Annotated in this window: 21 protein-coding genes; 10 read left to right on the plus strand and 11 right to left on the minus strand. The window is 65.8% G+C overall.

Annotation, left to right across the window (positions count from 1 at the left end; genetic code table 11):
• Positions 1–17: 17 nt before the first annotated feature.
• Positions 18–2,459, minus strand: coding sequence for a ribonucleoside triphosphate reductase (locus C1878_RS09115; RefSeq protein WP_114601315.1), 2,442 nt, complete (start codon positions 2,457–2,459; stop codon positions 18–20).
• An 814-nt stretch (positions 2,460–3,273) separates the two neighbouring features.
• On the opposite strand from C1878_RS09115, the gene C1878_RS09125 reads away from it, so the two are divergent.
• The 3 genes from C1878_RS09125 to C1878_RS09135 all read left to right on the plus strand — a co-directional run bounded on the left by C1878_RS09125 (position 3,274) and on the right by C1878_RS09135 (position 7,130).
• Positions 3,274–4,023, plus strand: coding sequence for a hypothetical protein (locus tag C1878_RS09125; protein WP_114601317.1), 750 nt, complete (start codon positions 3,274–3,276; stop codon positions 4,021–4,023).
• Positions 4,024–4,180: 157 nt separating this feature from the next.
• Positions 4,181–5,395 carry a diphosphate--fructose-6-phosphate 1-phosphotransferase gene (locus tag C1878_RS09130; RefSeq protein ID WP_114601318.1) on the plus strand — a complete coding sequence of 405 codons (1,215 nt, stop codon included), beginning with the start codon at positions 4,181–4,183 and terminating at the stop codon, positions 5,393–5,395.
• A 430-nt stretch (positions 5,396–5,825) separates the two neighbouring features.
• Positions 5,826–7,130, plus strand: a complete 1,305-nt coding sequence (locus C1878_RS09135; protein ID WP_241963679.1) for a glycoside hydrolase family 3 protein — start codon at positions 5,826–5,828, stop codon at positions 7,128–7,130.
• On the opposite strand, the gene C1878_RS09140 is transcribed toward C1878_RS09135, so the two are convergent.
• A complete protein-coding gene (locus C1878_RS09140) occupies positions 7,127–8,407 on the minus strand; it encodes an MFS transporter (protein ID WP_114601319.1) in 1,281 nt (426 codons plus the stop codon). The two genes, C1878_RS09135 and C1878_RS09140, sit on opposite strands and share 4 nt — an antisense overlap.
• 169 nt (positions 8,408–8,576) lie before the next feature.
• Positions 8,577–9,254: a TetR/AcrR family transcriptional regulator gene (locus C1878_RS09145; RefSeq protein ID WP_114601320.1), complete on the minus strand. Its 678-nt coding sequence runs from the start codon at positions 9,252–9,254 to the stop codon at positions 8,577–8,579.
• Positions 9,255–9,488: 234 nt separating this feature from the next.
• On the opposite strand from C1878_RS09145, the gene C1878_RS09150 reads away from it, so the two are divergent.
• The 3 genes from C1878_RS09150 (at position 9,489) to C1878_RS09160 (ending at position 11,866) form a co-directional block, all read left to right on the plus strand.
• Positions 9,489–10,718 (plus strand): M50 family metallopeptidase, encoded by a 1,230-nt coding sequence (locus C1878_RS09150; RefSeq protein WP_114601321.1) that lies wholly within the window; start codon positions 9,489–9,491, stop codon positions 10,716–10,718.
• A complete protein-coding gene (locus tag C1878_RS09155; protein WP_114601322.1) occupies positions 10,715–11,110 on the plus strand; it encodes an MmcQ/YjbR family DNA-binding protein in 396 nt (131 codons plus the stop codon). The genes C1878_RS09150 and C1878_RS09155 overlap by 4 nt, the downstream gene beginning before the upstream one ends.
• Positions 11,111–11,311: 201 nt before the next feature.
• Complete coding sequence (locus C1878_RS09160; protein WP_114601422.1) at positions 11,312–11,866, plus strand: DUF3795 domain-containing protein; 555 nt, start codon at positions 11,312–11,314, stop codon at positions 11,864–11,866.
• A 107-nt stretch (positions 11,867–11,973) separates the two neighbouring features.
• Here the strand turns inward: C1878_RS09160 and C1878_RS09165 are convergent, their stop codons facing one another.
• Positions 11,974–12,315 (minus strand): helix-turn-helix domain-containing protein, encoded by a 342-nt coding sequence (locus C1878_RS09165; protein WP_114601323.1) that lies wholly within the window; start codon positions 12,313–12,315, stop codon positions 11,974–11,976.
• Positions 12,316–12,611: 296 nt separating this feature from the next.
• Here C1878_RS09165 and C1878_RS09170 point away from each other — a divergent pair, with 296 nt between their 5' ends.
• On the plus strand, positions 12,612–13,124 hold the full coding sequence (locus C1878_RS09170; RefSeq protein ID WP_114601324.1) for a nitroreductase family protein: 513 nt from the start codon (positions 12,612–12,614) through the stop codon (positions 13,122–13,124).
• A gap of 96 nt (positions 13,125–13,220) precedes the next feature.
• Here C1878_RS09170 and C1878_RS09175 read toward each other — a convergent pair whose 3' ends face one another.
• The gene (locus tag C1878_RS09175) at positions 13,221–14,639 is read right to left on the minus strand and encodes an MATE family efflux transporter (RefSeq protein ID WP_114601325.1); all 1,419 of its coding nucleotides are present in this window, start codon (positions 14,637–14,639) and stop codon (positions 13,221–13,223) included.
• Between the two features lie 471 nt (positions 14,640–15,110).
• Here C1878_RS09175 and C1878_RS09180 point away from each other — a divergent pair, with 471 nt between their 5' ends.
• Positions 15,111–16,523: an L-cystine transporter gene (locus C1878_RS09180; RefSeq protein ID WP_114601326.1), complete on the plus strand. Its 1,413-nt coding sequence runs from the start codon at positions 15,111–15,113 to the stop codon at positions 16,521–16,523.
• Between the two features lie 38 nt (positions 16,524–16,561).
• On the opposite strand, the gene C1878_RS09185 is transcribed toward C1878_RS09180, so the two are convergent.
• The 3 genes from C1878_RS09185 to C1878_RS09195 form a co-directional block, all read right to left on the minus strand.
• Entirely contained in the window at positions 16,562–17,005 is a 444-nt protein-coding gene (locus C1878_RS09185) for a PIN domain-containing protein (protein ID WP_114601327.1), read from the minus strand.
• On the minus strand, positions 16,989–17,273 hold the full coding sequence (locus C1878_RS09190; RefSeq protein WP_114601328.1) for a type II toxin-antitoxin system RelB/DinJ family antitoxin: 285 nt from the start codon (positions 17,271–17,273) through the stop codon (positions 16,989–16,991). The genes C1878_RS09185 and C1878_RS09190 overlap by 17 nt, the downstream gene beginning before the upstream one ends.
• A gap of 69 nt (positions 17,274–17,342) precedes the next feature.
• Positions 17,343–17,936: a TetR/AcrR family transcriptional regulator gene (locus C1878_RS09195; RefSeq protein WP_158539777.1), complete on the minus strand. Its 594-nt coding sequence runs from the start codon at positions 17,934–17,936 to the stop codon at positions 17,343–17,345.
• 139 nt (positions 17,937–18,075) lie between these two features.
• Between C1878_RS09195 and C1878_RS09200 the strand changes: the two genes are divergently transcribed.
• Complete coding sequence (locus C1878_RS09200) at positions 18,076–19,317, plus strand: ABC transporter permease (RefSeq protein WP_114601329.1); 1,242 nt, start codon at positions 18,076–18,078, stop codon at positions 19,315–19,317.
• Here C1878_RS09200 and C1878_RS09205 read toward each other — a convergent pair.
• A complete protein-coding gene (locus C1878_RS09205) occupies positions 19,314–20,102 on the minus strand; it encodes an HAD family hydrolase (RefSeq protein ID WP_114601330.1) in 789 nt (262 codons plus the stop codon). The two genes, C1878_RS09200 and C1878_RS09205, sit on opposite strands and share 4 nt — an antisense overlap.
• A 592-nt stretch (positions 20,103–20,694) precedes the next feature.
• Positions 20,695–21,885, minus strand: coding sequence for a winged helix DNA-binding domain-containing protein (locus tag C1878_RS09210; protein ID WP_114601331.1), 1,191 nt, complete (start codon positions 21,883–21,885; stop codon positions 20,695–20,697).
• A gap of 301 nt (positions 21,886–22,186) precedes the next feature.
• On the opposite strand from C1878_RS09210, the gene C1878_RS09215 reads away from it, so the two are divergent.
• Entirely contained in the window at positions 22,187–23,428 is a 1,242-nt protein-coding gene (locus C1878_RS09215) for a helix-turn-helix domain-containing protein (RefSeq protein ID WP_114601332.1), read from the plus strand.
• Positions 23,429–23,437: 9 nt separating this feature from the next.
• Here C1878_RS09215 and C1878_RS09220 read toward each other — a convergent pair whose 3' ends face one another.
• Entirely contained in the window at positions 23,438–25,342 is a 1,905-nt protein-coding gene (locus C1878_RS09220) for an ABC-F family ATP-binding cassette domain-containing protein (RefSeq protein ID WP_114601333.1), read from the minus strand.
• Positions 25,343–25,645: the final 303 nt, after the last annotated feature.

The following is a 25,645-nucleotide window of genomic DNA, read 5'->3' on the forward strand; positions in this document are numbered from 1 at the left end:
GACGCAAGCGTCGGGAACTAAGCAACCACCTGCATCTTCATCTCGTTGATGCGCTGGAAAACCGGGGCCGCGCCGCCGGTGATGGCCACGGAGCCGTCGGCTCCCACCTCGAGCATCGTGGGGGCCTGCATGATGCGGTAGCGCTGGGCCAGCTCCACGTTCTCCTCGGCCAGCAGCTCTTCGTAGGCGATGCCGGCCTCGTCCATCTGGGCGGCGGCATGCTTGCAGTTCGGACAGGTGCGCGTGGCCACCAGGTACAGGCCCGCCGGCAGCGTACTGTGATCGGGCGCCGGCTCGCCCGCGGCCTCCATGGGCACCGTCACGTGCGTGCCCGCCTGCCCGGCCTGCTCGGCCGCGGCCGTCACCTGCACGCCCTCGCGTGTGAGGTGCGAGTGCCCCAGGTCGTACTCCACGCGGTCGGCGAACTCCTGGCTCTTGCCGTCGTTCCAGTTCTTCACCGGGCGGTAGTAGCCGGTGATGCGCGAGTACACTTCCGTCTCCTCGTGGCAGCACGGGCATTCGTACACCTCGCCGGCGATGTAGCCGTGGTTCTTGCACACGGAGTACGTGGGCGAGATGGTGTAATACGGCAGCTTGTAGTTCTGGGCGATCTTGTGCACGAGCGTGGCCGTGCTCTGCCAATCGGGCAGCTTCTCGCCCAAAAACGCATGGAACACGGTGCCGGACGTGTACAGCGTCTGCAGCTCGTCCTGCACGTCGAGCGCGCTGAACACGTCGTCGGTGTATCCCACCGGCAGGTGGGACGAGTTCGTGTAGTAGGGCTTGCCCTGGTCGTTGGCCGTGACGATGTTGGGGAACTGCTCTTTATCGTGCTTGGCGAAGCGGTACGTGGTGCTCTCGGCCGGCGTGGCCTCCAGGTTGTACAGGTCGCCGTATTCCTCCTGGTAGTCGGCCAAGCGCTCGCGCATGTGGTTCAGCACGTCCTTCGTGAACGCCTGCGCCGCCTCCTGCGTCATGTCGGCGCGCAGCCAGCTGGCGTTCAAGCACGCCTCGTTCATGCCCACCAGGCCGATAGTGCTGAAATGGTTCTCGAACGTGCCCAGATAGCGCTTCGTGTACGGGTAGAGGCCCGCGTCCAACAGGCGCGTGATGACCTCGCGCTTCGTGTGCAGCGAGCGCGCGGACACGTCCATGAGGTAGTTGAGGCGACGGTAGAAGTCGGCCTCGTCAACCGCCTGGTACGCGATGCGCGGCATGTTGATGGTCACGACGCCGATGGAGCCCGTGGACTCGCCGCTGCCGAAGAACCCGCCCGACTTCTTGCGCAGCTCGCGCAGGTCGAGCCGCAGGCGGCAGCACATGGAGCGCACGTCGGACGGCTCCATGTCGGAGTTGATGTAGTTGCTGAAATAGGGCGTGCCGTACTTGCTGGTCATCTCGAACAGCAGCTGGTTGTTCTCGGTTTCGCTCCAGTCGAAGTCGTTCGTGATGGAGTACGTGGGAATGGGGTACTGGAAGCCGCGGCCGTTCGCGTCGCCCTCGATCATGATCTCGATGAACGCCTTGTTCACCATGTCCATCTCGCGCGCGCAGTCGCCGTAGGTGAAGTCCATCTCCTTGCCGCCCACGATGGCCGGCTGGTCGCGCAGGTCGGCCGGGCACACCCAGTCGAGCGTGATGTTGGAAAACGGTGCCTGCGTGCCCCAGCGCGACGGGGTGTTCACGCCGAACACGAACGACTCGATGCACTGCTTCGTCTCCTCGTAGCTGAGGCCGTCCTTCTTCACGAACGGCGCGAGGTACGTGTCGAAGCTGCTGAACGCCTGGGCGCCGGCCCATTCGTTCTGCATGATGCCCAGGAAGTTGACCATCTGGTTGCACAGGCTGGACAGGTGGCTGGCCGGCTTCGACGTGATCTTGCCGGGAACGCCGCCCAAGCCTTCCTGGATGAGCTGCTTGAGCGACCAGCCCGCGCAGTAGCCCGTGAGCATGGACAGGTCGTGCAGGTGGATGTCAGCGTTGCGGTGGGCGTTGGCCACCTCGTCGTCGTAGATTTCGGACAGCCAGTAGTTCGCCGTGATGGCGCCGGAGTTCGACAGGATGAGGCCGCCCACGGAGTACGTGACCGTGGAGTTCTCCTTCACGCGCCAGTCCTCCACCTTGACGTACTGGTCGACGAGATCCTTGTAGTCGAGCAGCGTGGCTTTTGCGTTGCGCACCTTCTCGCGCTGGCGACGGTAAAGGATGTAGGACTTCGCCACGTCGGCGTAACCGGCCGTGGAGAGCACTTCCTCGACGCTGTCCTGAACGTCCTCGACGCTGATGATGCCGTCTTCGATGCGGGGCTCGAAGTGGGCGGTCACGTTCAGGGCCAGAAGGTCGATCGTGGAAGGATGGTACTGCTTCTCCAACGCATCGAATGCTTTGGCTATGGCGGACGATATCTTGGCGATGTCGAATTCCGCGATCTTGCCGTCGCGCTTCTGAACCTGATACATGCGGTCTCCTTTGTGCTGTGCTTGCCCTCTTCAACCTGCGCGCCCGAAAGGCGGCATAAGACTCGACGGCCGCACTGAGTCCGCCGTCGAACGATGAGTTCCACCCTAACAGCGCTATGGGCCCTCGTCAATGGATGTCACCCATATGTTGAAGATGAAAACACAACGAACAACAACATATGGTAGATTTCACGATCTGGGGTTTTGTGGCGACAGGTGAAGAACCGCTACGAAAGACGACCTGCGAGAATAGAACAAACCAACCATTCACCCCGTCCCCAACTCGCAAAATGCGCTTTCGTCGATCCCGTGGATTTCGGCAGGCGGGAGAGGGCGCTGGAATCCCAAGGCGGCCATGCTGGCGGCCGCAGGCCTGGTGGCGGGAGGGCGCTGCGCGGACTGCCGAACGAGCGGCCGCGAAACGTTTGGAGCAACTCCGGGCCGCCCAAAAAGCACGAAAACGCCCGCAATGTTGCGATCAAAATCGATGAAGGCGCCCATCCCGTCCGCCTCTTAAACAGGCAAAGGCTCTGAACAGGCGATTCAAGAAGCCCTTGGGCACGAACGCAAATTTGGGCTTTCGAAACGCAACATTGCGGGCGTTTTCGTGCTCTCAGGCCAAGAGCGCGTCTGCTCTGCGGAGAAAGGAGCAGGATCTCCTTGGATCCCGGATGGCGAAGGGGCCTTGCGCAAGCGCTCGTTCATCGCTCGCGGCAGAGTTTGCCCCAGCGCTCGCGGCGGGCTATGATGGAACGCGACGACCGTCTGAGCCGAGGGCCGCGCATCGTCCAAACGTTTTCTGACAGGAGCCGCTATGGAAAGCACTCGACATCCGCTGCGCTGGATCGCGCCCATCGCCTACGTAGCGTCGATCAACGGGATCCTCGTGCTGGTCGGGCTCTCCATAGAGCTCGATCCGGAGTCGACCGGCATGTTCGATGCGGGTTTCGCCGCGCTCGGACTGTGCACAGCCATCGCGTACGTCGGCGGGATCGTGGAGTGCATCGTGCTTTTCGCCCGCGAAGCCGAGGGCCGACTCGCCTTCGCGCGACGAGCGACGCTGCTCGTCAAGTTGGGACTCATTCCTTTCTTCTGCCTTGGCGGCCTCATCATGGCGATGCTGATGCTGCTGTCGCTGCATCCGGTTATGGCCATGCTCGGATGGGTGTCGCTGCCGTTCGCAGCCGCGATCGGCTGGATCACCATGATGGGAGGCTCCCTGTGGGCCATCGCCTATGCGGGCGGTCTGCGCGCCGAAAAGCGCATATCCACCGGCGAGTGCGTCGCCCACATCGTTCTGCAGCTGTTCTTCTTCGCGGACGTCGTCGACGCGATCGTCCTGTTCGTGCGCGGTCGCAAACGCGAGAAAGGCCCCGCTGCAGCGGCAACGCCTTACGGCGCGGCGTTCCCGAGCCAGCCCGGCGGATTCGCGCCGCCGTACCCGCCGGGAACCGTCCCTCCTGCGCAGGCGTATCAGCCGACGTACCCGCCGACCGCTCCGCCGCCGTATTCGCAGGGGACTCCCGCCCCGCTTCCGCCCGACCAGAGGCAGGATCCGCGATAACACGTCAGCCGCCGTGCGCCCCTTGAAAATGCACGTGCACGGGAAATAGCGTGATGAACGCGAGGAATTCTCGCTGAGCGCACCCAGCACCGTCATACTGTGACAACGAAAATACGAGAACAGACCGAAACACCTTTCGAGAACAGGAGAACCCTCCATGGGAAACTGCCTCGTCGCGCAGTCCGGCGGCCCCACCGCCGTCATCAACTCCAGCCTGGCCGGCGTCGTGCGCGCCAATCAGCTGAACCCCGTGTACGACCGCGTGTTCGGCGGCCTGTACGGCATCGAGGGCACGCTGGACGGCCTGCTGTACGACCTCACCGACCTCACGGGGCACGACATCGAGCTGCTGCAGCAAACGCCGTCGTCCGCCTTGGGCACGTGCCGCTACAAGCTGAAGCGCGGCAACGACGCCGACTACCGCCGCCTGGTTGAGGTGATGGACGCGCACGACATAACCACCATGTTCTATATCGGCGGCAACGACTCCATGGACACGGTGGACGCGTTGGCCGAGTGGGCGCGCGACAACGCGCCGGGCAAGCGGTTCATCGGCATCCCGAAGACCGTGGACAACGACCTCGTGCCCGTGGACCACTGCCCCGGCTTCCCGAGCGCCGCGAAGGTGGCTTGCGAGATCACCCACGCCACGCACCTCGATTACGACGCGTACACGCGCCCCGAGGTGTTCGTGCTCGAGGTCATGGGCCGCGACGCGGGATGGCTCGCCGCCAGCTGCTGCGTCACCGGCGACGTGGACCTGCTCGTGCTGCCGGAGGTCGACTTCGACCAGGACGCGTTCTTGGCCGAGGTGCGCAAGAAGTTCGACGAGAAGGGCAAGTGCTACATCGTGACGTCCGAAGGGGCGCACTTCGCGGACGGAACGTACCTGTCGGCCGGCAACGCCGCCGACGACGGGTTCGCGCACGCCGTGCTGGGGGGCGCCGCGGCCGCCATCAAGCAGATGGTCGTGGACGCCGGCATCGTGCCGCGCGGCGTGGTGCAGGACCTGTCGCGCGCGGCTCGCTCCAGCAACTTCGCCCAGAGCATCGTCGACCGCACCGAAGCCTGGGAGCTGGGCATGAGCGCCCACATGCGCAGCGCCGACCCCGCGTTCACCGGCCAGGTGGTGGGCGTGCGCCGCGACGAGGCCGCCGCCGCGCAGGGCTCCTACAACGCGAAGTTCTTCTCCGCGCCCGCCAGCGAGTTCGCGAACTTCGTGAAGCACTTCCCCGCCGAGTGGATCCTGCCGAACTACCAGGGCATCGCGCCGGAGGCGCTCGAGTACTTCCGCCCGCTCATCAAGGGCGAGCCGCGCGTCATCATGGAGGGCGGCATCCCCGCGACCATCGTGCCGTTCAACCGACGCTAGCAGCGGTGGCGGCGGCGCAGACTGCCGCCGCCACCGCCCGCCTACGCAGCGTGCGCACGTCGCGACCCAGGTAGCCGCCCCCCGCGAGCGCCGACCCCCCCCCCGCCGCCACCGTTGTCGGCCCCGGGCCGCAAGGCGCTGCGGGACAGGTCGACAACGGGCCAGCTCTTTCGGGGCGACAATGTCAGCCCAGTCGCCCAGTCGTCCCGGTCGCCTTACCGGGGCGCGCGAGAGCAGGCAGTCGAAGCAGCGGCTGCGCCTCGGTGCGCTACGATTGGTGCACGGGCAGCTTCGTGCCGTCGTCCACGAGGAAACAGCCGCTGCCACGTTCGAGCTCCCTAAACTTTTGCTCCAAGCGCAGTATCTGCACAGATGAAAGTCTCAACGCTTCTATACTTGTTCGCGCTCAAAAGGCGCGTGAGGAGGAAGCATGCTCGGAAACCAGCAAGGCCGAAAGACGATGTCGGACCGCCGCGCCATCGGCGCTGCCGCGGCGCTTACGGCAACGTTGCTCGCGCTGACCCTTGCAGCAGGATGCTCGGCAGCCCCTTCGGAAACAGCTGCGGAAGAGGCACCGCGAACCGAATTCGGCACGGTAAGCGATGCGGAAGGCAGTGCCAACCCGGACGCCACCGCCCCAAGCGCCGCGACCGCCAAGCCCGCTCCGACGCCGACGTTCGACGAGCGCGCCGCCGAGAAGACAGCCGCGCTTACGCTCGAGCAGAAGGTAGCGCAACTGTTCGTCGTGCGGCCCGAGGCCATCACCGGCGTCGACACCGCCACCCAGGCCGGCGCCGTCACGCAGGAGGCACTGCACGCCTATCCGGTGGGCGGCATCGTGTACTTTCAGAAGAACCTGCTCTCCGCCGACCAAACCAAGGAGATGATCGTGAACTCCCAGGCGTACGCGCAGGATGCGTGCGGGCTGCCGCTGCTCGTGGGCGTGGACGAGGAAGGCGGCACCGTGAGCCGCATCGGCGGTAACCCCGGCTTCGCCGTGCCGAACGCGGGCAACATGGCCGACGTGGGTGCCGCCGGCGACCCGGCGCAGGCGCAGGCCGTGGCCGCCGCCATCGGCGGCTACCTGCGCGAGCTGGGCTTCAACCTCGACTTCGCGCCCGACGCCGACATCTGCGGCGATCCGGCCGTCGACGTCATGGCGCTGCGCTCGTTCGGCGGCGACCCCACGCTCGTGGGCAGCATGGTGGCCGCGCAGGTGAGGGGCTTCTCCGAGGCGGGCGTGCTCTGCGCCGCCAAGCACTTCCCCGGCATCGGCGGCGTGCTGGGCGACAGCCACGAAAGCACCATCGTGTCGAACAAGACGCTCGACGAGCTGCGCGCGTGGGAGCTCGTGCCCTTCGAGGCGGCCATCGAAGCCGGCGTGCCCCTGGTGATGGTTGGGCACCTCACCGCGCCGAACGCCACTGGCAACGACGTGCCCGCCTCCATCAACTCCGTCATCGTCACCGACCTGCTGCGTGGCGAACTGGACTACGAGGGCCTCGTCATCACCGACTCCATGGGCATGGGCGCCGTGGGCGGCTTCTGCACACCCGACCAAGCGGGCGTCGCGGCCCTGCAAGCCGGGGTGGACCTCGTACTCATGCCCGAAGATTTCGCCGCCGCCTACCAGGGCGTCCTCGATGCCGTGAGCTCGGGAGCGCTTTCCGAGGAGCGCATCGACCGGTCCGTCACCCGCATCGTGAAAGCGAAGCTGGCGCTGACCGAGAGCTAACGGAGAGCTGCCGCCGGCGCCTCGGGCGAGGTTTCGCCCTCCCCCGCCGGCAGGCCGCGCTTGAGCACGCGGTACGTGAGTCCCGCGATGGCGAACGCCACCAGCATGGTGCCCACCGCCACGGGAACCAGGTTGCCGCGCAGCGCGTCGAACAGGCCGCCGTACACCAGCTGCCCCACCGGCTGCGCGCAGTTCGCCAGGGACATGGCCAGCGCGATCACCTTCCCCACCAGATGGGCGGGCGTTTCCATCTGGATGAACGAGATGGCTTGGATGCTGAACATCGTCGCGCACGCCATACTGGCGAACAGGCTGGCCAACAGCACCCCGTAGGCTGCCATCGCATCCATCGGCACGCCCAGCACCACGGCCACCGGCATAAGTGAAAGCGCGGCCACCAGCAGGAACACCGGCGCCTTGCGCAGGCTCAGGCGATTGCCCAGCGCGCCCACCGCCACGCCGCCCGCCAGGCCGCCCAGCGCGAGCGCGCCTTCCGCGAAGCCCATGAACTGGTTCGGCAACCCCAAAATCTGCGTCACGGTGACGGGCGTGCCGATGATGATGAAGGCCGACACCGTGACGTTGATGCCCGCGACCAGGAAGATGGTCTTCAAGATGACCGGCCGCTCATGGCGAAGGAAGGCGAGGCTCTCAGCCAGATCGCCCACCACCGTGCGCACGACGCCCTGCCCGCGCTCGACGCGCTGGAAGGGGATGCGGACGAACGCCACGATGAGCACGGCCGAAAGGGCGAACGCCGCGCCTGCCACCATCACCACGGGCTCGATGCCGAACAGACCGAACACCAAACCGCCGATCACGGGGCCCACCAGGCCCGACAGGGCGCTAATCTGGCTCACGATGGCGGTGGCCCGCACCACGTTCTCGCGCGGCACCATGAACGGCACGGCCGCCTGCACCGTGGGCTGGTACACGCTCTGCACCGCGTACAGCACGATGAGCGCGCAGATGGACATGCCGATGAGGTCGACCGTGCCGTCGAGCGCCAGAAACGCCGCGCACGTCAGCGCCAGCAGCACGTCGAGCGACGCCATGATGCGCCGCTTGTTCACGCGGTCGGCCGCCACGCCGCCGATGGGCGTGAGCAGCAGGTACGGCAGCCACGCTGCCGCCGACACCGCCCCCATGAGCGCGGCCGACCCCGTCACGTTCAGCACGTAGAGCGGCAGGGCGAAGCGCAGCACCGCGTCGCCGAACAGCGATGCGATCTGCACGATGACGACCGACACGAACGATCGGTTGAACAAGGTTGCCATGGTTCGATTCCTTTCTTTCATACCTTCGGTTGGTATGTATCTTGGCTAAAAAAGATGCTGCTCGAAGCAGCGTAGCGCCGCAGCCTTACGAGGAGTGCGGCAGGTGCAGCCGACGACGCGGTGCGCGGCGGCGTGTGGCGCGGCGGGCGGCGAACCTGCGATCATCGGATCATGCTCGCCCTCCCCTCTCCTGCAGCTTCTGCTCGTAACCGCTGCGGAAGTCCTCGAGCATGCCGGTGATGCGTCCGGGCTTGACGTTCAGCCCCATGAGGTGCAGCAGCTCCACGTAGTAGTCCATGCGGCGACGCAGCTGGTCGGCATCGGTCATGCGGAACATCGGGCTCACCCACAGGTTCGCCAGCATGAGCACGACCTCGGCCATCTCGCGCGGATGCTCGGTGCGGATGGTGCCGTCCTCCATCCCCTGCCGGATGATGGGCTCCACGAACCGCGGAGCCACTTCCTCGACGATAGACCGGTACTGCATACCCAGAAAACGGCTGTTCTTCACCGGGTCGGGCTCGACGGCCACCTCGGCGCTCAAGGGCAGCTGCGGACCATCCATCGACGCCTCGAACAAGGCCTGCATTTTCTCGAGGCCGGTCATGCGCGGATCGTCGCGAATGGCCACCAGCTCCTTCATGAGCGGCGCGCTTTCGCGTTCGATGGCCGCGTCGAGGATGTCCTCCTTCGATTTGAAGTGATGGTACACCGCGCCTTTCGTCACGTTCAAGTTGTCGACGATGTCCTGAATGGTGGTGTGCTCGAACCCCTTCTCCACGAACAGGCGCATGGCCACGTCGAGGATGCGGCCCACCGTCTCCTCGGGATGCTTGTTGCGCGCCACGGGCCCTCCTCTCAGGTAGACGAACAAACAGATGATCCAGATGAAGCACCTCAGCCGGTACGCAGTACAGGCCGACGACCTGCCGCCCGCTCCCAGCGCGCGACGAATACGCTCTATACATACCAATGGTATGTATCATACGCTATGCAGCGTCGCGGGGCAAGGGACGATTTCGTGAGCGATATGAGATACTGTGACGGTACTTCGGTGAGAGCGATCGAGAAAGGCAGGGGCGTGTCCGGCAAGAAAAGCGTGCAAAAGCGGGGCCTGGCGACGAAAGCACTGATCGTCGCGCTGTTCACGGTGTTCGGCGCGGCAGTCGGCTACCTTGCGGGCCACTTGACTCGCGGCACGGAGAGTCCCGATGCCGATCCCCTGGGCACCGCCGCATGGATCGTGGCGCTCGTACTGCTCTTGGCGGCGGCCTACTTCCTGCAGGTGGTCGTGCACGAGGCGGGGCACCTTGCGTTCGGGCTGGCCACCGGCTACCGGTTCCGCTCGTTTCGCGTGGGCAGTCTCATGCTGGTCCAGCAGGACGGTCGCCTGCACTTCAGGCGGTTCTCCGTGCAGGGGACGGGCGGCCAGTGTCTCATGGCGCCGCCCGACCTCGTGGACGGACGCATCCCCTACCGGCTCTACAACCTGGGCGGCGCGCTGGCGAACGTGCTCGTCGGCCTGGCCGCCGCTGTGCCAGCCTTCCTGCTGCCGAAGGGGCTCAGCACCGCCTTCTTCGCGTTCGTCGCCATCATCGGGCTCGCGTTCGCGTTGACGAACGGCCTACCGCTCACCGTGGGCGGCGTGAACAACGACGGCAAGAACCTGCGAGCGGCAGGCGAGGGTCCCGAGGCGCTGCAGGCATTCTGGACCATATTGAAGATCAGCGAGGCTCAGGCGGACGACGTGCGGACGAAGGACATGCCCGCCGCGTGGTTCGCCGCACCCGCCGAGCCCGAGCAGCTGCGCAACCTCCTCGTGGCCTCCGTGGCCGTCGTCGCCTGCAGCCGGTTTCTGGACGAAGGGCGCATCGCCGAGGCTGCCGAGGCCATCCGCAACCTGTTGGAAGGCGAGACCAGTATGCTCGGCCTGCATCGCTCGCTGCTGAAAATCGACCTCGCGTACTGCGAGCTCATGGCCGGGAAAGGGGCGCAGGAGGTGGAGCGCATCTTGGACGCCGACGCCCGCAAGCTCATGAAGGCCATGAAGAATTACCCGTCCGTGCTGCGCACGCGCCACGCCCTGGCGCTTCTGGCCGAAGGCGATGAGGAGAAGGCCCGGCGCGTCCGCGAGGAGTTCGGCCGCATGGCGACGCGCCACCCCTACCCAAGCGAGATAGAAGGCGAGCGGGAGCTGATGGACGCCGCTGCCGCCCGTTTTAGCGAGCGCGTTGAGTGCGAGACCGCCGCCCGCATGGCCAAAGCGCAGGGAATCGGCACGCACGCAACCGAGGAAGGAGCACCCGCATGACCGCCCACGAATGGCTCGACGAATGGCTCGACGAATACCTGCTGGACAAACCCGGCGCAACCAAAGACTACAAGGTCGAATGGGAGTGGTGGCGCTATCAGGTGGGCGGCAAGATGTTCGCGGCAACCATGCAACCCGGCGAGCAATACCACGAGTACGCGGGCCTCAACCTGGTGTCGTTGAAGTGCGATCCCGTGTGGAGCGAACGGCTGCGCGCCGATTGGGGCGGCGACATTCTGCCCGGCTTCTACGCCGACAAACGATGCTGGATATCCGTCGACCTCGACGGCGCCGTGCCCGAGGACCTGCTGCGCGATCTGTGCGACCACTCGTACGCCCTCGTCTTCGCCAAGCTGACGAAGAAGCTGCAACGCGAGATAGCCGGCGAATAGCACCGCCCGTCAAACAGCGCGTCCGATGGAAGACGCACGGGCCCTGCGCCGCCAAACCGCTCGATTCCAACCGCGAACGAGTGCGGCCGTGCGCCGAAAACGCCGCACGCGCGCCATCGCCCGCCTGTGCGCAGAAGACCGCCCTGCCATAATCAAGCCGACACCCCTTTGAACGCGCATGCGACGACGGAAGGCGGCTCCATGAAAGGCTTCGAGCGCGACGACCTCCTGCTCTCCCTCTGCGGGCTGAACTGCGGGCTGTGCTCGATGCGCGTGGGAGGCTACTGCCCCGGATGCGGGGGCGGCGCCGGCAACCAGGGCTGCGCCATCGCGCGATGCGCGCGGGAGCGGACGGGTATCGAGTACTGCTACCAGTGCGCCGAGTTCCCCTGCCGCCACTACGACGGCATCGACGCGTACGACCTGTTCGTCACCCATCTCAACCAGCTTGAGAACCTGGAGCGCGCGAAGCGCATCGGCCCGGACGCCTATCGGGCCGAGCAGCGGGAGAAGGCCGCCGCCCTCGCGCTGCTGCTGGACCGCTGCAACGACGGCCGACGCAAGACACTGTTCTGCCAAGCTGCGAACCTGCTCGATCTCGACGACGTGCGCCGCGCCATGGAGCGCATCGAGCCCGTGGCCGTCGACGACGCCGTGCCGCTCAGGGAACGCGCCGCCTTCGCAGCCGACACGCTCAAGGACCTGGCCGCCGAACGCGGCATCGACCTCAAGCTGCGCAAGAAGCCGAAAGCGTAGCGGACGGCGGCGAGCCCGCCAACGTCGCTCGCCATCGACGCACGCTGCTCGCTGCCGTTGCCGCGCCCATCGGCGGCAACCGCCAGCCGCCGAGCAAGCGCCGCACGCTAGGGCTCCGACGCACCCGCCTCGGCGAGCACGTCCTTCCCCCACGCGCACATCTCGTTGAGGATGGGCACGAAACTGCTCCCGCGCTGGGTGAGCGAGTACTCCGTTTTGGGCGGCACCTGGTGGTACAGCTCGCGATGTACCATGCCGTCGGCCTCGAGCTCGCGCAGCTGCTGGGTGAGCATCTTGGGCGTGGCCTGCGTCATAAGGCGCTGCAGCTCGCCGAACCGCAGCACGCCGTGCTTGCTCAGATGCCACAGGATGAGCACCTTGTGCTTGCCGCCCACGATGTCGATGGTGGCTTCGACGGGGCAATGGTAGGCGCTCGGACAGGTTTTCATGCACGGCTTCCTTCCCCTATGCGCGAGGCATTCGCGCCTTCTTCCGAATACGAGGCTTTTCGGCCGCCTTCCAAACGCGCGTGTCAGCGCCTTCCTCCGCATGCGAGGACGCCAGCCGGGCAGTTCGCAATGCAGGAGCCGCACGCGGCACGGTTGATCGGGGCGCAACCGACCCCCTTGCTTTCCTTTTAGATAGTATATTCCAAAAAAGTGCCTACTTGCCTGAAAGATACCGACGAGTAGCATAGGCTGCGAACGAAGCCGGCCCTATCCACCGAAGAGAACAGGAGCACCTCATGACGTTTCTCGACCTTGCCAAAAAGCGCTGCTCGATCCGCGCCTACCAACCCGAACCCGTCGAGCGGGAAAGCATCGACGCCATCGTCGAAGCCGCCCGCGTCGCGCCGACCGCCGCGAACCGCCAACCGGTCCGCATCGTGCAAGTGTCCAGCGAGGAGGGGCTCGCGAAGCTGGGCCGGGCGGCCAACCTGCACGGCGCGCCGCTCGCGTTCGTCGTGTGCGCCGACCGCGAGCGGACATGGAAGCGCCCGATCGACGGCATGCGCACCGTCGACATCGACGCCTCCATCCTCACCGACCACATGATGCTGGCCGCCACCGACCTGGGTTTGGGAAGCGTGTGGATATGCCACTTCGACCCAGCCGTCGTGCGCGCGGAATTCGATCTGCCGGAATCGCTCGTGCCGGTGAACATCCTGGCCGTGGGCCATGCCGCCTGCGAGCCGAAGAGCCCCGACCGCCACGCCGTCGAGCGGATCCCCGCAAGCGAGCTGGTGACGACGGCATAGCAGGGTCGCAGCGGCGGCAAGGAGCGAGACTCGTTCGTGCGAAGGCGCGCCCCGGCCGTCCTTTTCGGCTTCGCCGGCAAGGACGGCCGGGATTCGCTATCGAGCAATGCTCTCTCCAGCGACGCTCGATCGAGCCCGTCGCGCCCGCCCCACCCCGCGCGAGTGCGACCAGTGGCGCACGTACGCGCCGCCGATGATCGCCGGAATGATGGGCGAGGCCGCCTGCGCGACGAAGATGCCCACGTAGCCCACGCCCAGCACGCCGCTCAGCAGAAACGCCAGGCCGAAGCGCACGGCGAACGCGTCTATGAGCGAGTTCGCCAGCACGAGCCGCGGCGAGCCGGCGCCGAGCGCGAACGAGTCGAAGCTGTACATGGCGGCGTAGAACAGCCCGTTCACGCTGCACGTGATGCGCAGGTAGAGCACCGCGATGTCGAACGGCGCGCCCTGCCCAAGGCCGTACAGCGTCACGATGGCCGGCGCCAGCAGCTGGATGAGCACCTGGATGCTCAACGTGACGCCGATGTTGAACCGTGCGCCCAGCCGCGCGACGTCGCGAGCGCGGGCAAGCTCGGCAGCCCCGACGTTCTGCGCGGCGGCCGTGGTGATGGCCTGCCCGATGGCCCAGCACGGAAGCCCCGCGATGGTGCTTATTTGCAGCCCCACCCCGGCAGCTGCGGCCACGTCGGTGCCGTAGCGGTTGAGCAAGCCGGTGACCAGCGCGTACGACAGGTTCACCACCGCCATCTGCACGGCGGAGAGCAGGCCCACGCGCAGGACCGCGCCCACATCGGCGACCCAGTCGAACGCACGGCCGCGAAGCGGGCTGCCCCCGAAAGGCCGCACCTCGGGATAGCGCCGCCACACGAACGCGAGCGCCAGCACGGCGGAGAGCCCCTGCGCCGCCACGGTGGCCACGGCGGCGCCCGGCACGCCGAGGCCCGCCGGGCCCACGAGCACCAGATCGAGCGCCACGTTCACGAAGGCCGCCGCCCCCACCAACACAAGCGGCGTCCAAGCGTCGCCCTGCGCCTTCAGAAACGCCGCGGCGGCATTCATCAGGAACGGCCCGACGGCGCCGCAGCACAGCACCGTCGTGTAAGCCACCGCGCCTTCGAGCGCGGCGGCGGGCACCGCGTTCGCCACGAACGCAGGCCGCGCCAGCAGCACGCCAGCCGCCGCGATGCCCACCGACGCCAGCAACGCCACCGCGAGCGTGGCCGCGAAGGCGCGCCGCTGCGCCGGCAGGTCGCGCGCGCCCACCGCCCGCGCCACCACCACGCCGCCGCCGGCCGTGAGCCCGATGACGAACGCGTTCACCAGGAAGACGGCGTTCACCGCGTTGCTCATGGACACGAGCCCCACGTCGCCTACCACCTGGCCGATCACCACCATGTCGACGGCTTGGTACACGTACTGCAGAAGGTTCACCGCCATGAGCGGCAACGCGAACGAGAGCAGCTGCCGGAACAGCGGCCCCTCGGAAAACGAAACGGTCGATGAAGAAGAAGCCATAGGTCCACCTCGGAAGATCGGGATGCGGAAACGGAAAAGCGCGCGGGACGGCCGTCCCGACGCGCATGAAAAAGCGCCGCGGATGAAGCCATCCGCGGCGCTCGAGGTTCCGGCATCCCGGCATCGACGACGAAGCCCTAGGCGGCGCGCCTCCCGATGCCGACGACTATGCTCGTCCCTGCTCCGTGCGATGCTTCATCGGCGATCACGCGCGGAGCGGCAGCCCTGCAAAGTATCACGAGTCCTCCAAAGGGGTGTACGAAAACGCGCCCAGCATACCGCGCCGCCTCGCCGCCGTCAACCGGGCGACAGAACCGAACGAGAACCGCAAAAGGCGTGGCAGCCCTGTTGGCATCGGTCAACGGACAAGAGACAAATCCCTCGGCAACGGCCGCATCCATCGGGTGCGGCCGCATACTGTTCTGACAGCATCAGCCGAAAGCCCCCGTGCGCGAGAAAGCCAGAACCGCCATGTCCCTCGAATCCATCCTGCCCGTCCTCGCCGTCTTGGCCGTGTTCGCCGCCCTGCTCGCGGGCTTGCGCTTCATGAAGGCCAAGGGCGCGGGCTTCACGCCGCGCGTGTTCACGGCGCTGGGGCTGGGCATCGTGTTGGGGATCGGCATCCAGCTGGCGCTCGGGCGCGGAAGCGACGCCGCCACGACAGCGCTCGATTGGATGTCGATCGTGGGCCAAGGTTACATCGCGCTTCTGAAGATGCTGGTGATGCCGCTCGTGTTCGTGGCCATCGTGGGAGCGTTCACCCGCACGAAGGTCACGGAGAACCTGGGACGCATCAGCGCCGTCGTGCTGGCCGTGCTGCTGGGCACCGTGGCGGTGGCCGCGCTCACCGGCTGGGCGGCGGTCGCGTTCTCGGGGCTCGCGGGCGCCAGCTTCACCGACGGCAGCGTGGACGCCACCAAGCTGGACGCGCTGCAAACCAGCCAGCAGCAAGTGGCCGACCTCACGCTCCCGCAGGAAGTGCTTTCCTTCATCCCCACGAACGTCTTCGCCGACCTGGCCGGCACGCGCGCCACCTCCACCATCGCCGTCGTCATCTTCTCCGCCATCGTGGGGCTGGCCTACCTCAAGCTGCGCGATAAGGAAACCGAGCAGGCCGCGTTCTTCAAGCAGCTCATCGACAGCCTGTACGGCATCGTCATGCGCATCGTGTCCATGGTGCTCGCGCTCACGCCCTACGGCGTGCTGGCGCTCATCGCCCACGTCATGGCCACGAGCGACTACGCCGCCATCCTCGACCTGGGCAAGTTCGTCGCCGTGTCCTACGGCGCCATCGTGTTCATGTTCGCGGTGCATTGCCTTATCCTGCTGGGAAACCGCGTGAACCCGCTCACGTACCTGAAGAAGGCGTTCCCCGTGCTCAGCTTCGCGTTCGTGGCGCGCACGAGCGCAGGCGCCATGCCGCTGAACATCGAGACGCAAACGCGCGCGCTGGGCGTGGACGAGGCCACGGCGAACTTCTCGGCCAGCTTCGGCATGTCCATCGGGCAGAACGGGTGCGCGGGCATCTACCCCGCCATGCTGGCCACCATCATCGCGCCCACGGTGGGCATCGACGTGCTCTCGCCCGCCTTCGTCGCCGGCCTCGTGGCCGTGGTGGTGATCAGCTCGTTCGGCGTGGCGGGCGTGGGCGGCGGCGCGACGTTCGCCTCGCTCATCGTGCTGGGCACCATGGGGCTGCCCATAGAGATCGTGGGGCTTTTGGCCTCCGTCGAGCCGCTCATCGACATGGGCCGCACCGCCCTCAACGTGAGCGACTCCATGGTTGCCGGCGTCACCGCGTCGAACGCCGTGGGAGACCTCGACCGTGCCGTGCTGGGCGACCCGGCCGCCCGCGTGAGCGGCGAGGGGCACGCGGGGGTATAGAAACCGCAACCGTCCAACCGAGCACCTGCCGCACGAACCTACCAGTCGATTTCCTCGTACACGATACCTTGCCGCTCAAGCTTCCTGAACAACTCTTCGGGCGTGACGGCCTCGACGGCCGATGCGTGAAAGTCCTTGACGTTTCTGGTGACGATATAGTCGGCCTTAATCTTCTCGGCACACCGCGCCACCAGGCAATCCTCGAAATCGTTCCATCGCGCCTTGAGCGCTTGCTGAGCGTCCTCGGGCGTGATGCCGACAAGCTGTAGAAAGGACAGGTTGTGTTCGATCATGTCTTGCGCGGCTTGGCTTCCGTAGTCTTTGCGCAGCAGGTAGTAGATGTCCGCCAGCATGTTGACGCTGATGTACGCGCCAGCCTCTTCCGCCACTCCCAGCAGGCAAACTTTGCGCGACATTTCATAGAACGGCTCGCGGCGGTCGATATGGTCGATCACAATGTTGGTGTCAAGCATCAAGTCCATAGCGATCCCTCAATCGAGCCTCGCGAATCTCGCCATCGCTCATGCCGGAAGGCCGTTTGGTGTGGCATTCGTCGAATGCGGCGATGCGCCGCTTGATTTCTTCTTTGCTGGGCTTTTCCCGTTCGTCGAACGGAAGTTTGTCGTGCTTCACCGTATAATCGAACAAGCGGCGCACGGCCGAAGAAGGCGTATAGCCGTGCTTTCGCATGACCGCCGTAGCTTGTTCCTTGACGGCGCCGTCCAAGCGAACGGTCAAAACCGACTCCACTATGCACCTCCTATACTGTATTACATGTACTACAGTATAGGAGAAAGCTCTTAAAAACGCAAGCCGTTCTCATCGCCCGTTCTCGGGCAGACTCTTCCTCAGATAGTCGAGGGCCGGTTTGGAGAAGGTGTCGAACACGACGGCGAACACCGTGTCGAGGTACGGCTCCTCCCCCGCCCGAGCATCCTCGACGTGCCCCGCGAGCGCGCCGAGGATGCCGTCCGCCATGAACGCGACAATGATGCGCGCCCGCGCATCCAACTCGTCCCATTCCACCCCTAGGTCATCGAGACGCGACTTCACCAGTGCGGCCTTCACCGCGCGGGCGAGCTCGGAAGAGCCGTGGCTGCCCACCAACAGGCACAGCCGCTCGATGTCGCACCTCGCCGCATCGTCGAAGCCGATTGGAGACGAACCGTCCGCAAGGTAGCCGCGGACGAGCGCGGATATCTGGTCTGGCAGGCTCTCGGCGGCCACGCGCGCGGCCATGTCCTCGATGCCCTCGAAATGGTAGTAGAACGTGCCCCGGTTGCATCCGGCCTGCGCGCATAGCATGCCCACGGTGATCTCGCCCACCGGATGTTGAGCCAGCAATTCCCAGAAAGCGTCCTCCAAGCGCTCGCGCGCCGTGCGCTCCCCCTCTTGGTACTTCGGCCGTGCCATCGACTTCTCCCTTGCCGGACGGGTGCCTTCCGCGTAATTGGACAAAGACCCTTCGTTGCTCATTTTAATACAACATAACGTCCAATAAGATACGAATTGAACAGTACGTTGCATTCTTTGAAGAGATTGGAGAGCTGCCATGATGGAGAAATTGGGAAGGAAGCGGCTGCTGATGCCGTTCGCTGCGCTGCTGGCGGCGGGACTGGCCATGACGCTGGTGGTCTATCCCATGATGAACGCGAAGCCGAAGGATCTGCCGCTGGGAGTGCTGTCGCTCGACGAGGGCGTCGAAACGCCGCAGGGGACGATGAACGCGGGCAACCTGATAGCCGAGCGCATCGTCGACGGCGATGCGGCGATGGGCGCGCCGGAGGGGACGTCCCTCGACGGCGACGCCGCATCGTGGACGCGCTACGGCAGCCAAGCTGAATTGGACGCCGCGCTCGCCGACCACGAACTGTACGCCGCCGTCATCATCCCGCAAGGCTATACCGCCGCGCAGGCACAGGCGCAGCTGGCCGCCGCGCAGGCAAGCTCGTCCCAGGTGGCGCAACTCGACGCCGCCCAGGTCGGGGTTGCTCAAACGACGCAAGCACCGCAGCTCGCCGCAGACCAAGCCGAGCCCATCCGCGTCGTCGTCGACGAGGGCAAGAACCCCATGACCGCCGCCTCCGTCGAGTCGGCTATCCAGGCCATGGCGGAGCAAGCGGGATTGGACGCGCGCATCGAGCGGCTGAACGCCCCCAGCCTCGGAGGCGGATCGCTGGCCATGTTCGTGCAGTTCACCGTGCTTCCGACATTCATCCTGTCCGTCGCCTGCTCGGTCTCGCTGTTCGTCGCGACGCGCGCGAAGCGCGGGACGGCCCGCTCGCGCCGGCTGCAAACGGCCGGGGTGCAACTCGCGCTGGCCGCGCTGCTGTCGTGCTGTGTGGGATTCGCCGTCGCCGGCCTCGTGGGAGGCATTGCGGGGCTCGATATCCCTGTGGCGAGAACGGGGCTGTTCCTCTGGCTTGCCAGCTTCTGTCTCATGGCCTTCTTCGTGGGGTGCCTCGACGTCGCCGTTCCGCTGGGAGCGTTGGCCATACTCGCTTGCTTCGCCTGCGGCCTGGCCACCGGCAACCTTCCCTACGAGTTCTTGCCCACATTCTGGCAGGACTGGCTCTACCCGTGGGTGCCCCAACGTTGGATGGCCGACGGCGTGCGCAGCCTGTACTACCTGAACGGCGGCGCGTGGAACGCTTCGTGCCCGACGCTCGTCGTCTACGGTATCGTAGGCTTTGCCGCCCTCGCGGCCGCCTCGCTTGCCCCTCGTCGAAACGAGGGCAAGCGAGGCGAAGCTCGAGCCTCCGCAGAACCGGCATTGGGCGGGACTCTGTCTTAGAGCGTTTCCAACACCTTGCGCAGCTCGTTCTGCACGCTGTTCTCGACGTTCGTGCCGATGACCTTCGTGGCTATCTGTTTGATGGCGGAGCGGGCGTTGCCCATGGCCACGCTCGTTCCCGCCATACGGAGTATCTCGTAGTCGTTCATGGAGTCGCCGAACGCCATCATCTCTTCAGGCCGGATGCCGTGGGCGTCCAGCACCTGGCCCACGCCGGTGGCCTTGCTCACGCCGCGCTGCATGACGTCGATCCACTTGCGGCCCGAAGGCGCGAACACGAAGTCGTCGTCCAGCTCGCGCGTGAGGATGTAGGCCATGTCCATGACGGCCTCGTCGCAGTACACGGATGCTTTCAGGATGCTCGTCCGCGGCGAGGGAACGTCGAACACGCGCACGGGATTCGGCAGGTTCTTGTCCACCTCGCGCTCGAAACGCGCCTCGTCGTCCAACAGGTAGCTGCGCGTTTCGTCGAACAGCGCCAGGTGCATGGTGTCGAACAGGTCCACGACGCGGGCCAGCCGCTTCACGGCCGCGTGCGAGAACACCTCCAAGTCCACCAGCTCGCCCTCCACGACGACCTGCGCGCCGTTCGACGCCACGAAGTCCATGCAGTCGACCACGGGCTCGAACAGGTCGCACAGCGTGTCGAAACGCCGCCCCGACGTGGCCGCGAACCTCACGCCTCCTTCGCGCAGGCGCAGGATAAGGTCGAAGGCGCCGTCGGGCACGCACTCGCTTCCATCGAGGAACGTGCCGTCCATATCGCTGGCGATGAGCTTGATCATGCAGGAACCTCCCGTGTTGGGACGCAGCCGGAAAACACCGCGTCGTTTCCGCTTTTCAAGCCATTGTACGGCCCGCTGCGACGCGGCACCGTTTCTTCACCCAGACTTTGCAGGAATTTGAACAAGCCGACAACTTCGCCAGGCGCGCGATCAGGGTGCATGAGGCGTTTCGGTCGATGCCGATATCTAACGGCGTGGCAGGGCCGAAGGCTCAACACTTCCGAGACAAGCCGAATAGTTTTTCGACCTGCTTCGTGCAACTTTTTCGAATCTGTGATGGCTCGGGAAGCTCCGAATTCGCCTTTTGCGAAAAGTTTGCGGGTATTTGCCCAGTTCGGCTTTTTGGCAAGTCTCTAAAAAACCCTTACGAGCCATCACAGCTTCGATTTTTTTTGCACGCGCATCCGCAGGCGCCGTCAAACCAAGGTTGGCATGCCTCCGCATAGCGCCTGATGCGATCGGGCACTATGCTGTTCCAAACGGGCTTATATCACGTTTGGTTTACAACGGGCATCCGCGATGTCGAACGATTCCGCAGGCTAAGCCGCAGGATGATGGACATACAATCTTGCTTCTTTCGCACCGCGCAGCTTCAAGCTTCTTTCGACACCTCGAAGCCCGCCAGTTTTTGCCCGCGGAAGGCGGCGTGCGCTTCGGTGAGATCGCGCAGCTCCCGCGCGTCGACGGCATCGGTCCACAGGCTCGCCGCAACCTCCAAGCCGCCGCCCTTCTTCTTGCCGGTCCACGTGCCCACCACTTCGCCGCGACGCACGACGGCGCCCGGATTGGCCACGGTGCGCCATATCCGGCGCTGCAACGCCTTGTCCGCTTGGAGGACGGTGCGGTCGCGCTGGTCGAGGTAGGGGTCGTGCGCCGACAACAGCAGCAGCTCGCGCTCGAGGGGCTCCGGAGAGAGCAGGCGCTCCTTGTCGGCGGCCAGCACGTACGCCCGCTTGCCTTCGTGCGTCACCGGCTCCATCTCGTCGGCGGCGGCGCTCCACAGGCGGCGCGCCTGCTTGCCGGAGCACCCCAGCCAGCTGACGAGCCGGTCGGGCGTCGAAGGGCCGTAGCAGTGCAGGAACTTCCGCACGAGCTTCTTCGGCGCGTCCGCGTCGAACTCCGGCGGGCGGCCGAGCCACGCGCGCAGCGACGTGAACGTAGGGCTCGCGCCGTCGCGCTCGCCGAACGCCACCAAGCCCTCGAACGAACAGGGGCGCAGCAGGAAGGACACGGCCGCGCCGCCCACCGTCTGCTTGTCGGGGCTCCCGTACATCGACGGCGCGCGCCAAGGCCCCCGCTTGCTCGCGGGAAGCAGCGGCTCGATCCAGTCGGCCAGCGTTTGGTCGAGCGCGGTCTTGCCGACGATCACCTCGCCGTCCAGCTTCGGCATGACGCGCTCGAGCAGGGCGAGCACCTCGTCGAACCCCATGTCCAGAAAATCGAGCGCCAGGCCGATGCCCTTCGTGTAGATCCACGGTTCGTCGCCCTGCGGAACCAACGCGGACAGGAACGCGGCGGCATCCGCCGCAGGGAACACCACCGGCGCGCCGCGGAAGCTCCACGCCTGCACGAGCGAGCGCTCCTTGTACAGCAAGCGCTCCATGTCCTTTGCATCGAATGCGGGAACGCGGTTGCGCAGCGCGGCCTCCCATGCGCCCGGCGGGGTGTTCTGCATGCCGCACGCGCCTGCGACGGCGAGCGCGTCGGCTTCGCCGTACCACGCGTCCAGGTGATGCGCTTGCAGCCTGAAATTGCGAATGCGCTCGATGCCCGGCTCTTCCATAAAGCGGCTCCTTTCGGTGCCCGACATCGCACACCTTATCAAAAGGCGCATGCGAACACCATGGAGATCGCACGGGTTCTCGGCTGATCGCCTTTGCAAAACCCCCGGTCACAGCTTCCGCAACCTGAGCGTGCGCGGAAAAATGCAAAACGCAACACCAGCTTGGTGGAGCGTGCGGGCCCGCAATCGCATGATAGGAGCCGCGAAAGACGCGTCGCGTCCGGCACCGCGGGCCGACAGCTTCCACGAGGCGCCGCGCGACTTTCGGGTATGATGCATTCACGAAACGAAAGGATTTCCGATGAGCTTCGCCGACAACCTCGTTTACCTGCGCCAGCACTACGGCGTCACGCAGGAGAGCCTTGCCGAGCAGCTGGGCGTTTCGCGCCAAACCGTGTCCAAGTGGGAGGCCGGCACCAACTACCCCGAGATGGACAAGCTGCTGACGCTGTGCGACCTGTTCCGCACGAACCTGGACGACCTCATGCGCGGCAGCGTGCAGGTGACGAACGACAACGATACCGAGCGCTACGACCGCCATATGAACCGCTTCGACCTGTCCATGGTGGCGGGCGTGGCCTTCATCCTCGTTGGTGTGGGCGTGCAAGGGGCCCTCGACGCCGTCGGGGTGTTCGGTGAGAACTTCGAAGCGGCCGTGTTCCTGGCGTTCGTGGTGGTGGGCGCGATGATCCTCATCATGGGCGCGCTCAGCCACGGCGAATTCAAACGCCGCAACCCTTCCATCGAGCCGCGCTACCGCGATGACGTGCTCGACCGTTTCAGCCGTCGCTTCCCCCTTTTGGTGGCGGGCGGCGTGGGCCTTATCCTGTTAGCGGTGATCTTTCTGGTGGGCATGTCCCCGGATGACGGAAACGCCGTGGTGGGCGGTGTGCGCTTGGAAGATTTCCTGTTGCTTTCCTTCATGCTCATCATCGCCCTGGGCGTCGGCACCATCATGTGGGCGTGCCTGCAGAAGTCGAAATACGACCTGTCCGAGCTCACCTACATCGGCCATCGCCGCGAGCTGGGCGCCGACTTGCCGTCCACCGCGAACGTGAAGTCGCCCGAGCAGGTGCGGGCCGAGTCCATCATGGGCGTGGCGTGCGGCATCATCATGCTGTTGGCGGTGATCGTGTTCCTGGTATGGGGCTTCGTTCCGCTGTTCGACCAGGTCGACGGCTGGGACGGCATGGACAAATCTGCGCTCAAGGAGGCCGTTCGCAGCGGCCAGGGCGGCTTCGCCGTCAGCTGGATAGCGTTCGTGGTGGGCGGCATCCTGTGCGGCATCGTGTGCCTAGCGGGCAGCGTGCTGTTCAAGTCGCAAGACGATTGGATCGCCGAGGCGCGCCAAGAAGACGCGTGGATGAAGTACGCGCAGAATTGCGCAAAGGACGATCCTGGGGCGCGCGGCCCCGAGCAGCAAGCCGACGGGCAGCCGGACCAGACGCCAACTCAGGCCGCCGCGTCAAAAGAGCCTCGGCCTTCCGCAACGGAAACCCCTCGCCCGCCAAGCGCAACGCAGAACAGGTCGACCTGGAAATAGGGGAACGCGCTACTCCCCCAGCTTCTCGGCGGCTTCGAGCCACTCTTCCTCGAGGGCGTCCACCTGAGCCTGCAGGTCGTCGATCTGCGTTTGGAAGTCGCCGAGAGCGGTGAAGTCGCTCGGGTCGGCGGCGGCCATCTGCGCACGCACGTCGTCGATCTTGGCGTTGAGCGTTTCCGTTTTGCGCTCGTTCGACTGCATGAGCTTGCGCAGCGTGCGTATCTCACCGCCGGAAAGCCGCTCCCCGGCCCCGCTCGCGGCATCGTGCGATCCAGCTTCGGTCGCGCCCGAAGAGGCGAAGGGGCGGGCGGCGTCCACAAAGCGAGTTCCGCAGCCCTGCGAGGACTGTTTGAGCGACTGGGCGGCGCCCGCCCCTTCGCCGGGACGGGTCGAATCCCGCGCCTCCGTCAGCCTCAGATACTCGTCGACGCCACCGGGGAGGTGGCGAATCCGCCCATCCAGCAGGGCGAACTGATGGTCGGTCACGCGCTCCATGAGGTAGCGATCGTGCGTCACCAAAAGCAGCGTGCCGGGCCAGCCGTCAAGCAGGTCCTCCACCGAGGCCAGCATGTCGGTGTCCAAGTCGTTGCCCGGCTCGTCGAGGACCAGCACGTTCGGCTCGTCCAGCAAAATCAGCATGAGCGCCAATCTGCGCTTCTGGCCGCCCGACAGGTCGCATACCGGCTCGTTCAGATCGGCGCGCGTGAAGCCCAGCTTCTCCAGCAGCTGCCCCGGCGTCATCTCCTTGCCGTCGAGCATGGTGCGGCGGCTGTAGCGGCCCACCACCTGCCGCACGCGGTCGTCGCCGAAGCGCGCAAGGTCGTCCAAATGCTGCGACAGCACGGCGAAACGCACCGTTTTCCCTATCTTCACCAGGCCCGACGTGGGCTTCTGCAAGCCCTGGATCACGCGCAAGAGCGTGGTTTTGCCCGCGCCGTTCTCGCCGACGATGCCGTAGCGGTCGCCAGGGCCGATGATCCAGTCCACGTCGTCCAACACCGTGCGGCTGGAACCGTCCGCGTTGTCGAAGCGCACGGTTACGCGCTCCAAGTCCACCACCTGCTTGCCCAGTCGCGCCATGGCCATGCGCTTGAGCTCCAGCTCGTCGCGCAGGGGCGGCACGTCGGCGATGAGCTCTTGGGCGGCGGCCACGTGGAACTTCGGCTTCGTCGCGCGAGCCCGCGCTCCGCGCGAGAGCCACGCCAGCTCGCGACGCAGCTCGTTCTGGCGTTTCTGCTCGGCCAGCGCGGCCAGGCGGTCGCGCTCCACGCGCTGCATGATGTAGGCCGAGAAGCCGCCTTCGAACGGGTCGACCTCACGGTCGTGCACCTCCCACATGCGCGTGCAAACCTCGTCGAGGAACCAACGGTCATGCGTGACCACCAAAAGCGCGCCCGCTCCCTGCTTCCAGCGCGTCTTCAGGTGCCCGGCCAGCCACGTGATGGCGCGCACGTCCAAGTGGTTCGTGGGCTCGTCGAGCGCGAGCACGTCCCAGTCGCCGATGAGCAGCCGCACGAGGTCAACCCGCCGTCGCTGCCCGCCCGACAGCGTGCCCACCCGCGCGTTCCAAGGGATGTCGGAGGCCAGCCCCGCGATGACGTCGCGGATGCGGGCGTCGCTCGCCCACTCGTACTCCGGCAGGTCGCCCACCACGGCGCGCTCCACGGTGTCGTCGTCGGAAAGCGCGTCGGCCTGCCCCAGCACGCCCACGTGCACCGAGCCGTTCTTCAGCACACGCCCTTCGTCGGGCTCCAGCTGGCCCGCCAGCAGGTTCAGCAGCGTGGACTTGCCGTCGCCGTTGCGGCCCACAATGCCGATGCGGTCGCCCTCGTCCACGCCTAAAGAAATCCCGTCGAACACCGTCTTCGTGGGGAATTCCACCCGCACCTTCTCGCATCCCAGCAGAAACGCCATGAAGAGCCTTTCTTTCTCTTGAGCAAAAACCTTGTCGAAGCATACCTCACCCGATTCGCCCCCACCAGAGTACCACGCCCTTTACGCAATGAAGCCATCGACGCCGAACGTCGCGCTACCGGATCGGGCGTTCACCGCTCGATCTCGCACGGCTTCGACGAAACGGCGCTTTTCCGCCGCAAGCCGGGATCGACATGCCGCAACGTGGTCGCCTAGCATCGCCATGGTGCAGCAGGTCCGAACGCCGGTAGCGCTTCGATTTGCCGGCGCGGGGCAGCTTCCGCTGTTAATCCATAATTGACA

It is taken from the genome of Gordonibacter sp. 28C, from assembly GCF_003339845.1.
In the GTDB taxonomy this organism is placed as follows: Bacteria; Actinomycetota; Coriobacteriia; order Coriobacteriales; family Eggerthellaceae; genus Gordonibacter.

Coding starts and splice junctions, on each gene's coding strand:
- C1878_RS09200 (WP_114601329.1), top strand. CDS start 18,076: ATGATGGAGAAATTGGGAAGGAAGCGGCTGCTGATGCCGTTCGCTGCG.
- C1878_RS09210 (WP_114601331.1), bottom strand. CDS start 21,885: ATGGAAGAGCCGGGCATCGAGCGCATTCGCAATTTCAGGCTGCAAGCG.
- C1878_RS09195 (WP_158539777.1), bottom strand. CDS start 17,936: ATGGCACGGCCGAAGTACCAAGAGGGGGAGCGCACGGCGCGCGAGCGC.
- C1878_RS09135 (WP_241963679.1), top strand. CDS start 5,826: ATGCTCGGAAACCAGCAAGGCCGAAAGACGATGTCGGACCGCCGCGCC.
- C1878_RS09140 (WP_114601319.1), bottom strand. CDS start 8,407: ATGGCAACCTTGTTCAACCGATCGTTCGTGTCGGTCGTCATCGTGCAG.
- C1878_RS09185 (WP_114601327.1), bottom strand. CDS start 17,005: ATGGACTTGATGCTTGACACCAACATTGTGATCGACCATATCGACCGC.
- C1878_RS09220 (WP_114601333.1), bottom strand. CDS start 25,342: ATGGCGTTTCTGCTGGGATGCGAGAAGGTGCGGGTGGAATTCCCCACG.
- C1878_RS09170 (WP_114601324.1), top strand. CDS start 12,612: ATGACGTTTCTCGACCTTGCCAAAAAGCGCTGCTCGATCCGCGCCTAC.
- C1878_RS09160 (WP_114601422.1), top strand. CDS start 11,312: ATGAAAGGCTTCGAGCGCGACGACCTCCTGCTCTCCCTCTGCGGGCTG.
- C1878_RS09165 (WP_114601323.1), bottom strand. CDS start 12,315: ATGAAAACCTGTCCGAGCGCCTACCATTGCCCCGTCGAAGCCACCATC.
- C1878_RS09175 (WP_114601325.1), bottom strand. CDS start 14,639: ATGGCTTCTTCTTCATCGACCGTTTCGTTTTCCGAGGGGCCGCTGTTC.
- C1878_RS09125 (WP_114601317.1), top strand. CDS start 3,274: ATGGAAAGCACTCGACATCCGCTGCGCTGGATCGCGCCCATCGCCTAC.
- C1878_RS09115 (WP_114601315.1), bottom strand. CDS start 2,459: ATGTATCAGGTTCAGAAGCGCGACGGCAAGATCGCGGAATTCGACATC.
- C1878_RS09215 (WP_114601332.1), top strand. CDS start 22,187: ATGAGCTTCGCCGACAACCTCGTTTACCTGCGCCAGCACTACGGCGTC.
- C1878_RS09155 (WP_114601322.1), top strand. CDS start 10,715: ATGACCGCCCACGAATGGCTCGACGAATGGCTCGACGAATACCTGCTG.
- C1878_RS09130 (WP_114601318.1), top strand. CDS start 4,181: ATGGGAAACTGCCTCGTCGCGCAGTCCGGCGGCCCCACCGCCGTCATC.
- C1878_RS09180 (WP_114601326.1), top strand. CDS start 15,111: ATGTCCCTCGAATCCATCCTGCCCGTCCTCGCCGTCTTGGCCGTGTTC.
- C1878_RS09205 (WP_114601330.1), bottom strand. CDS start 20,102: ATGATCAAGCTCATCGCCAGCGATATGGACGGCACGTTCCTCGATGGA.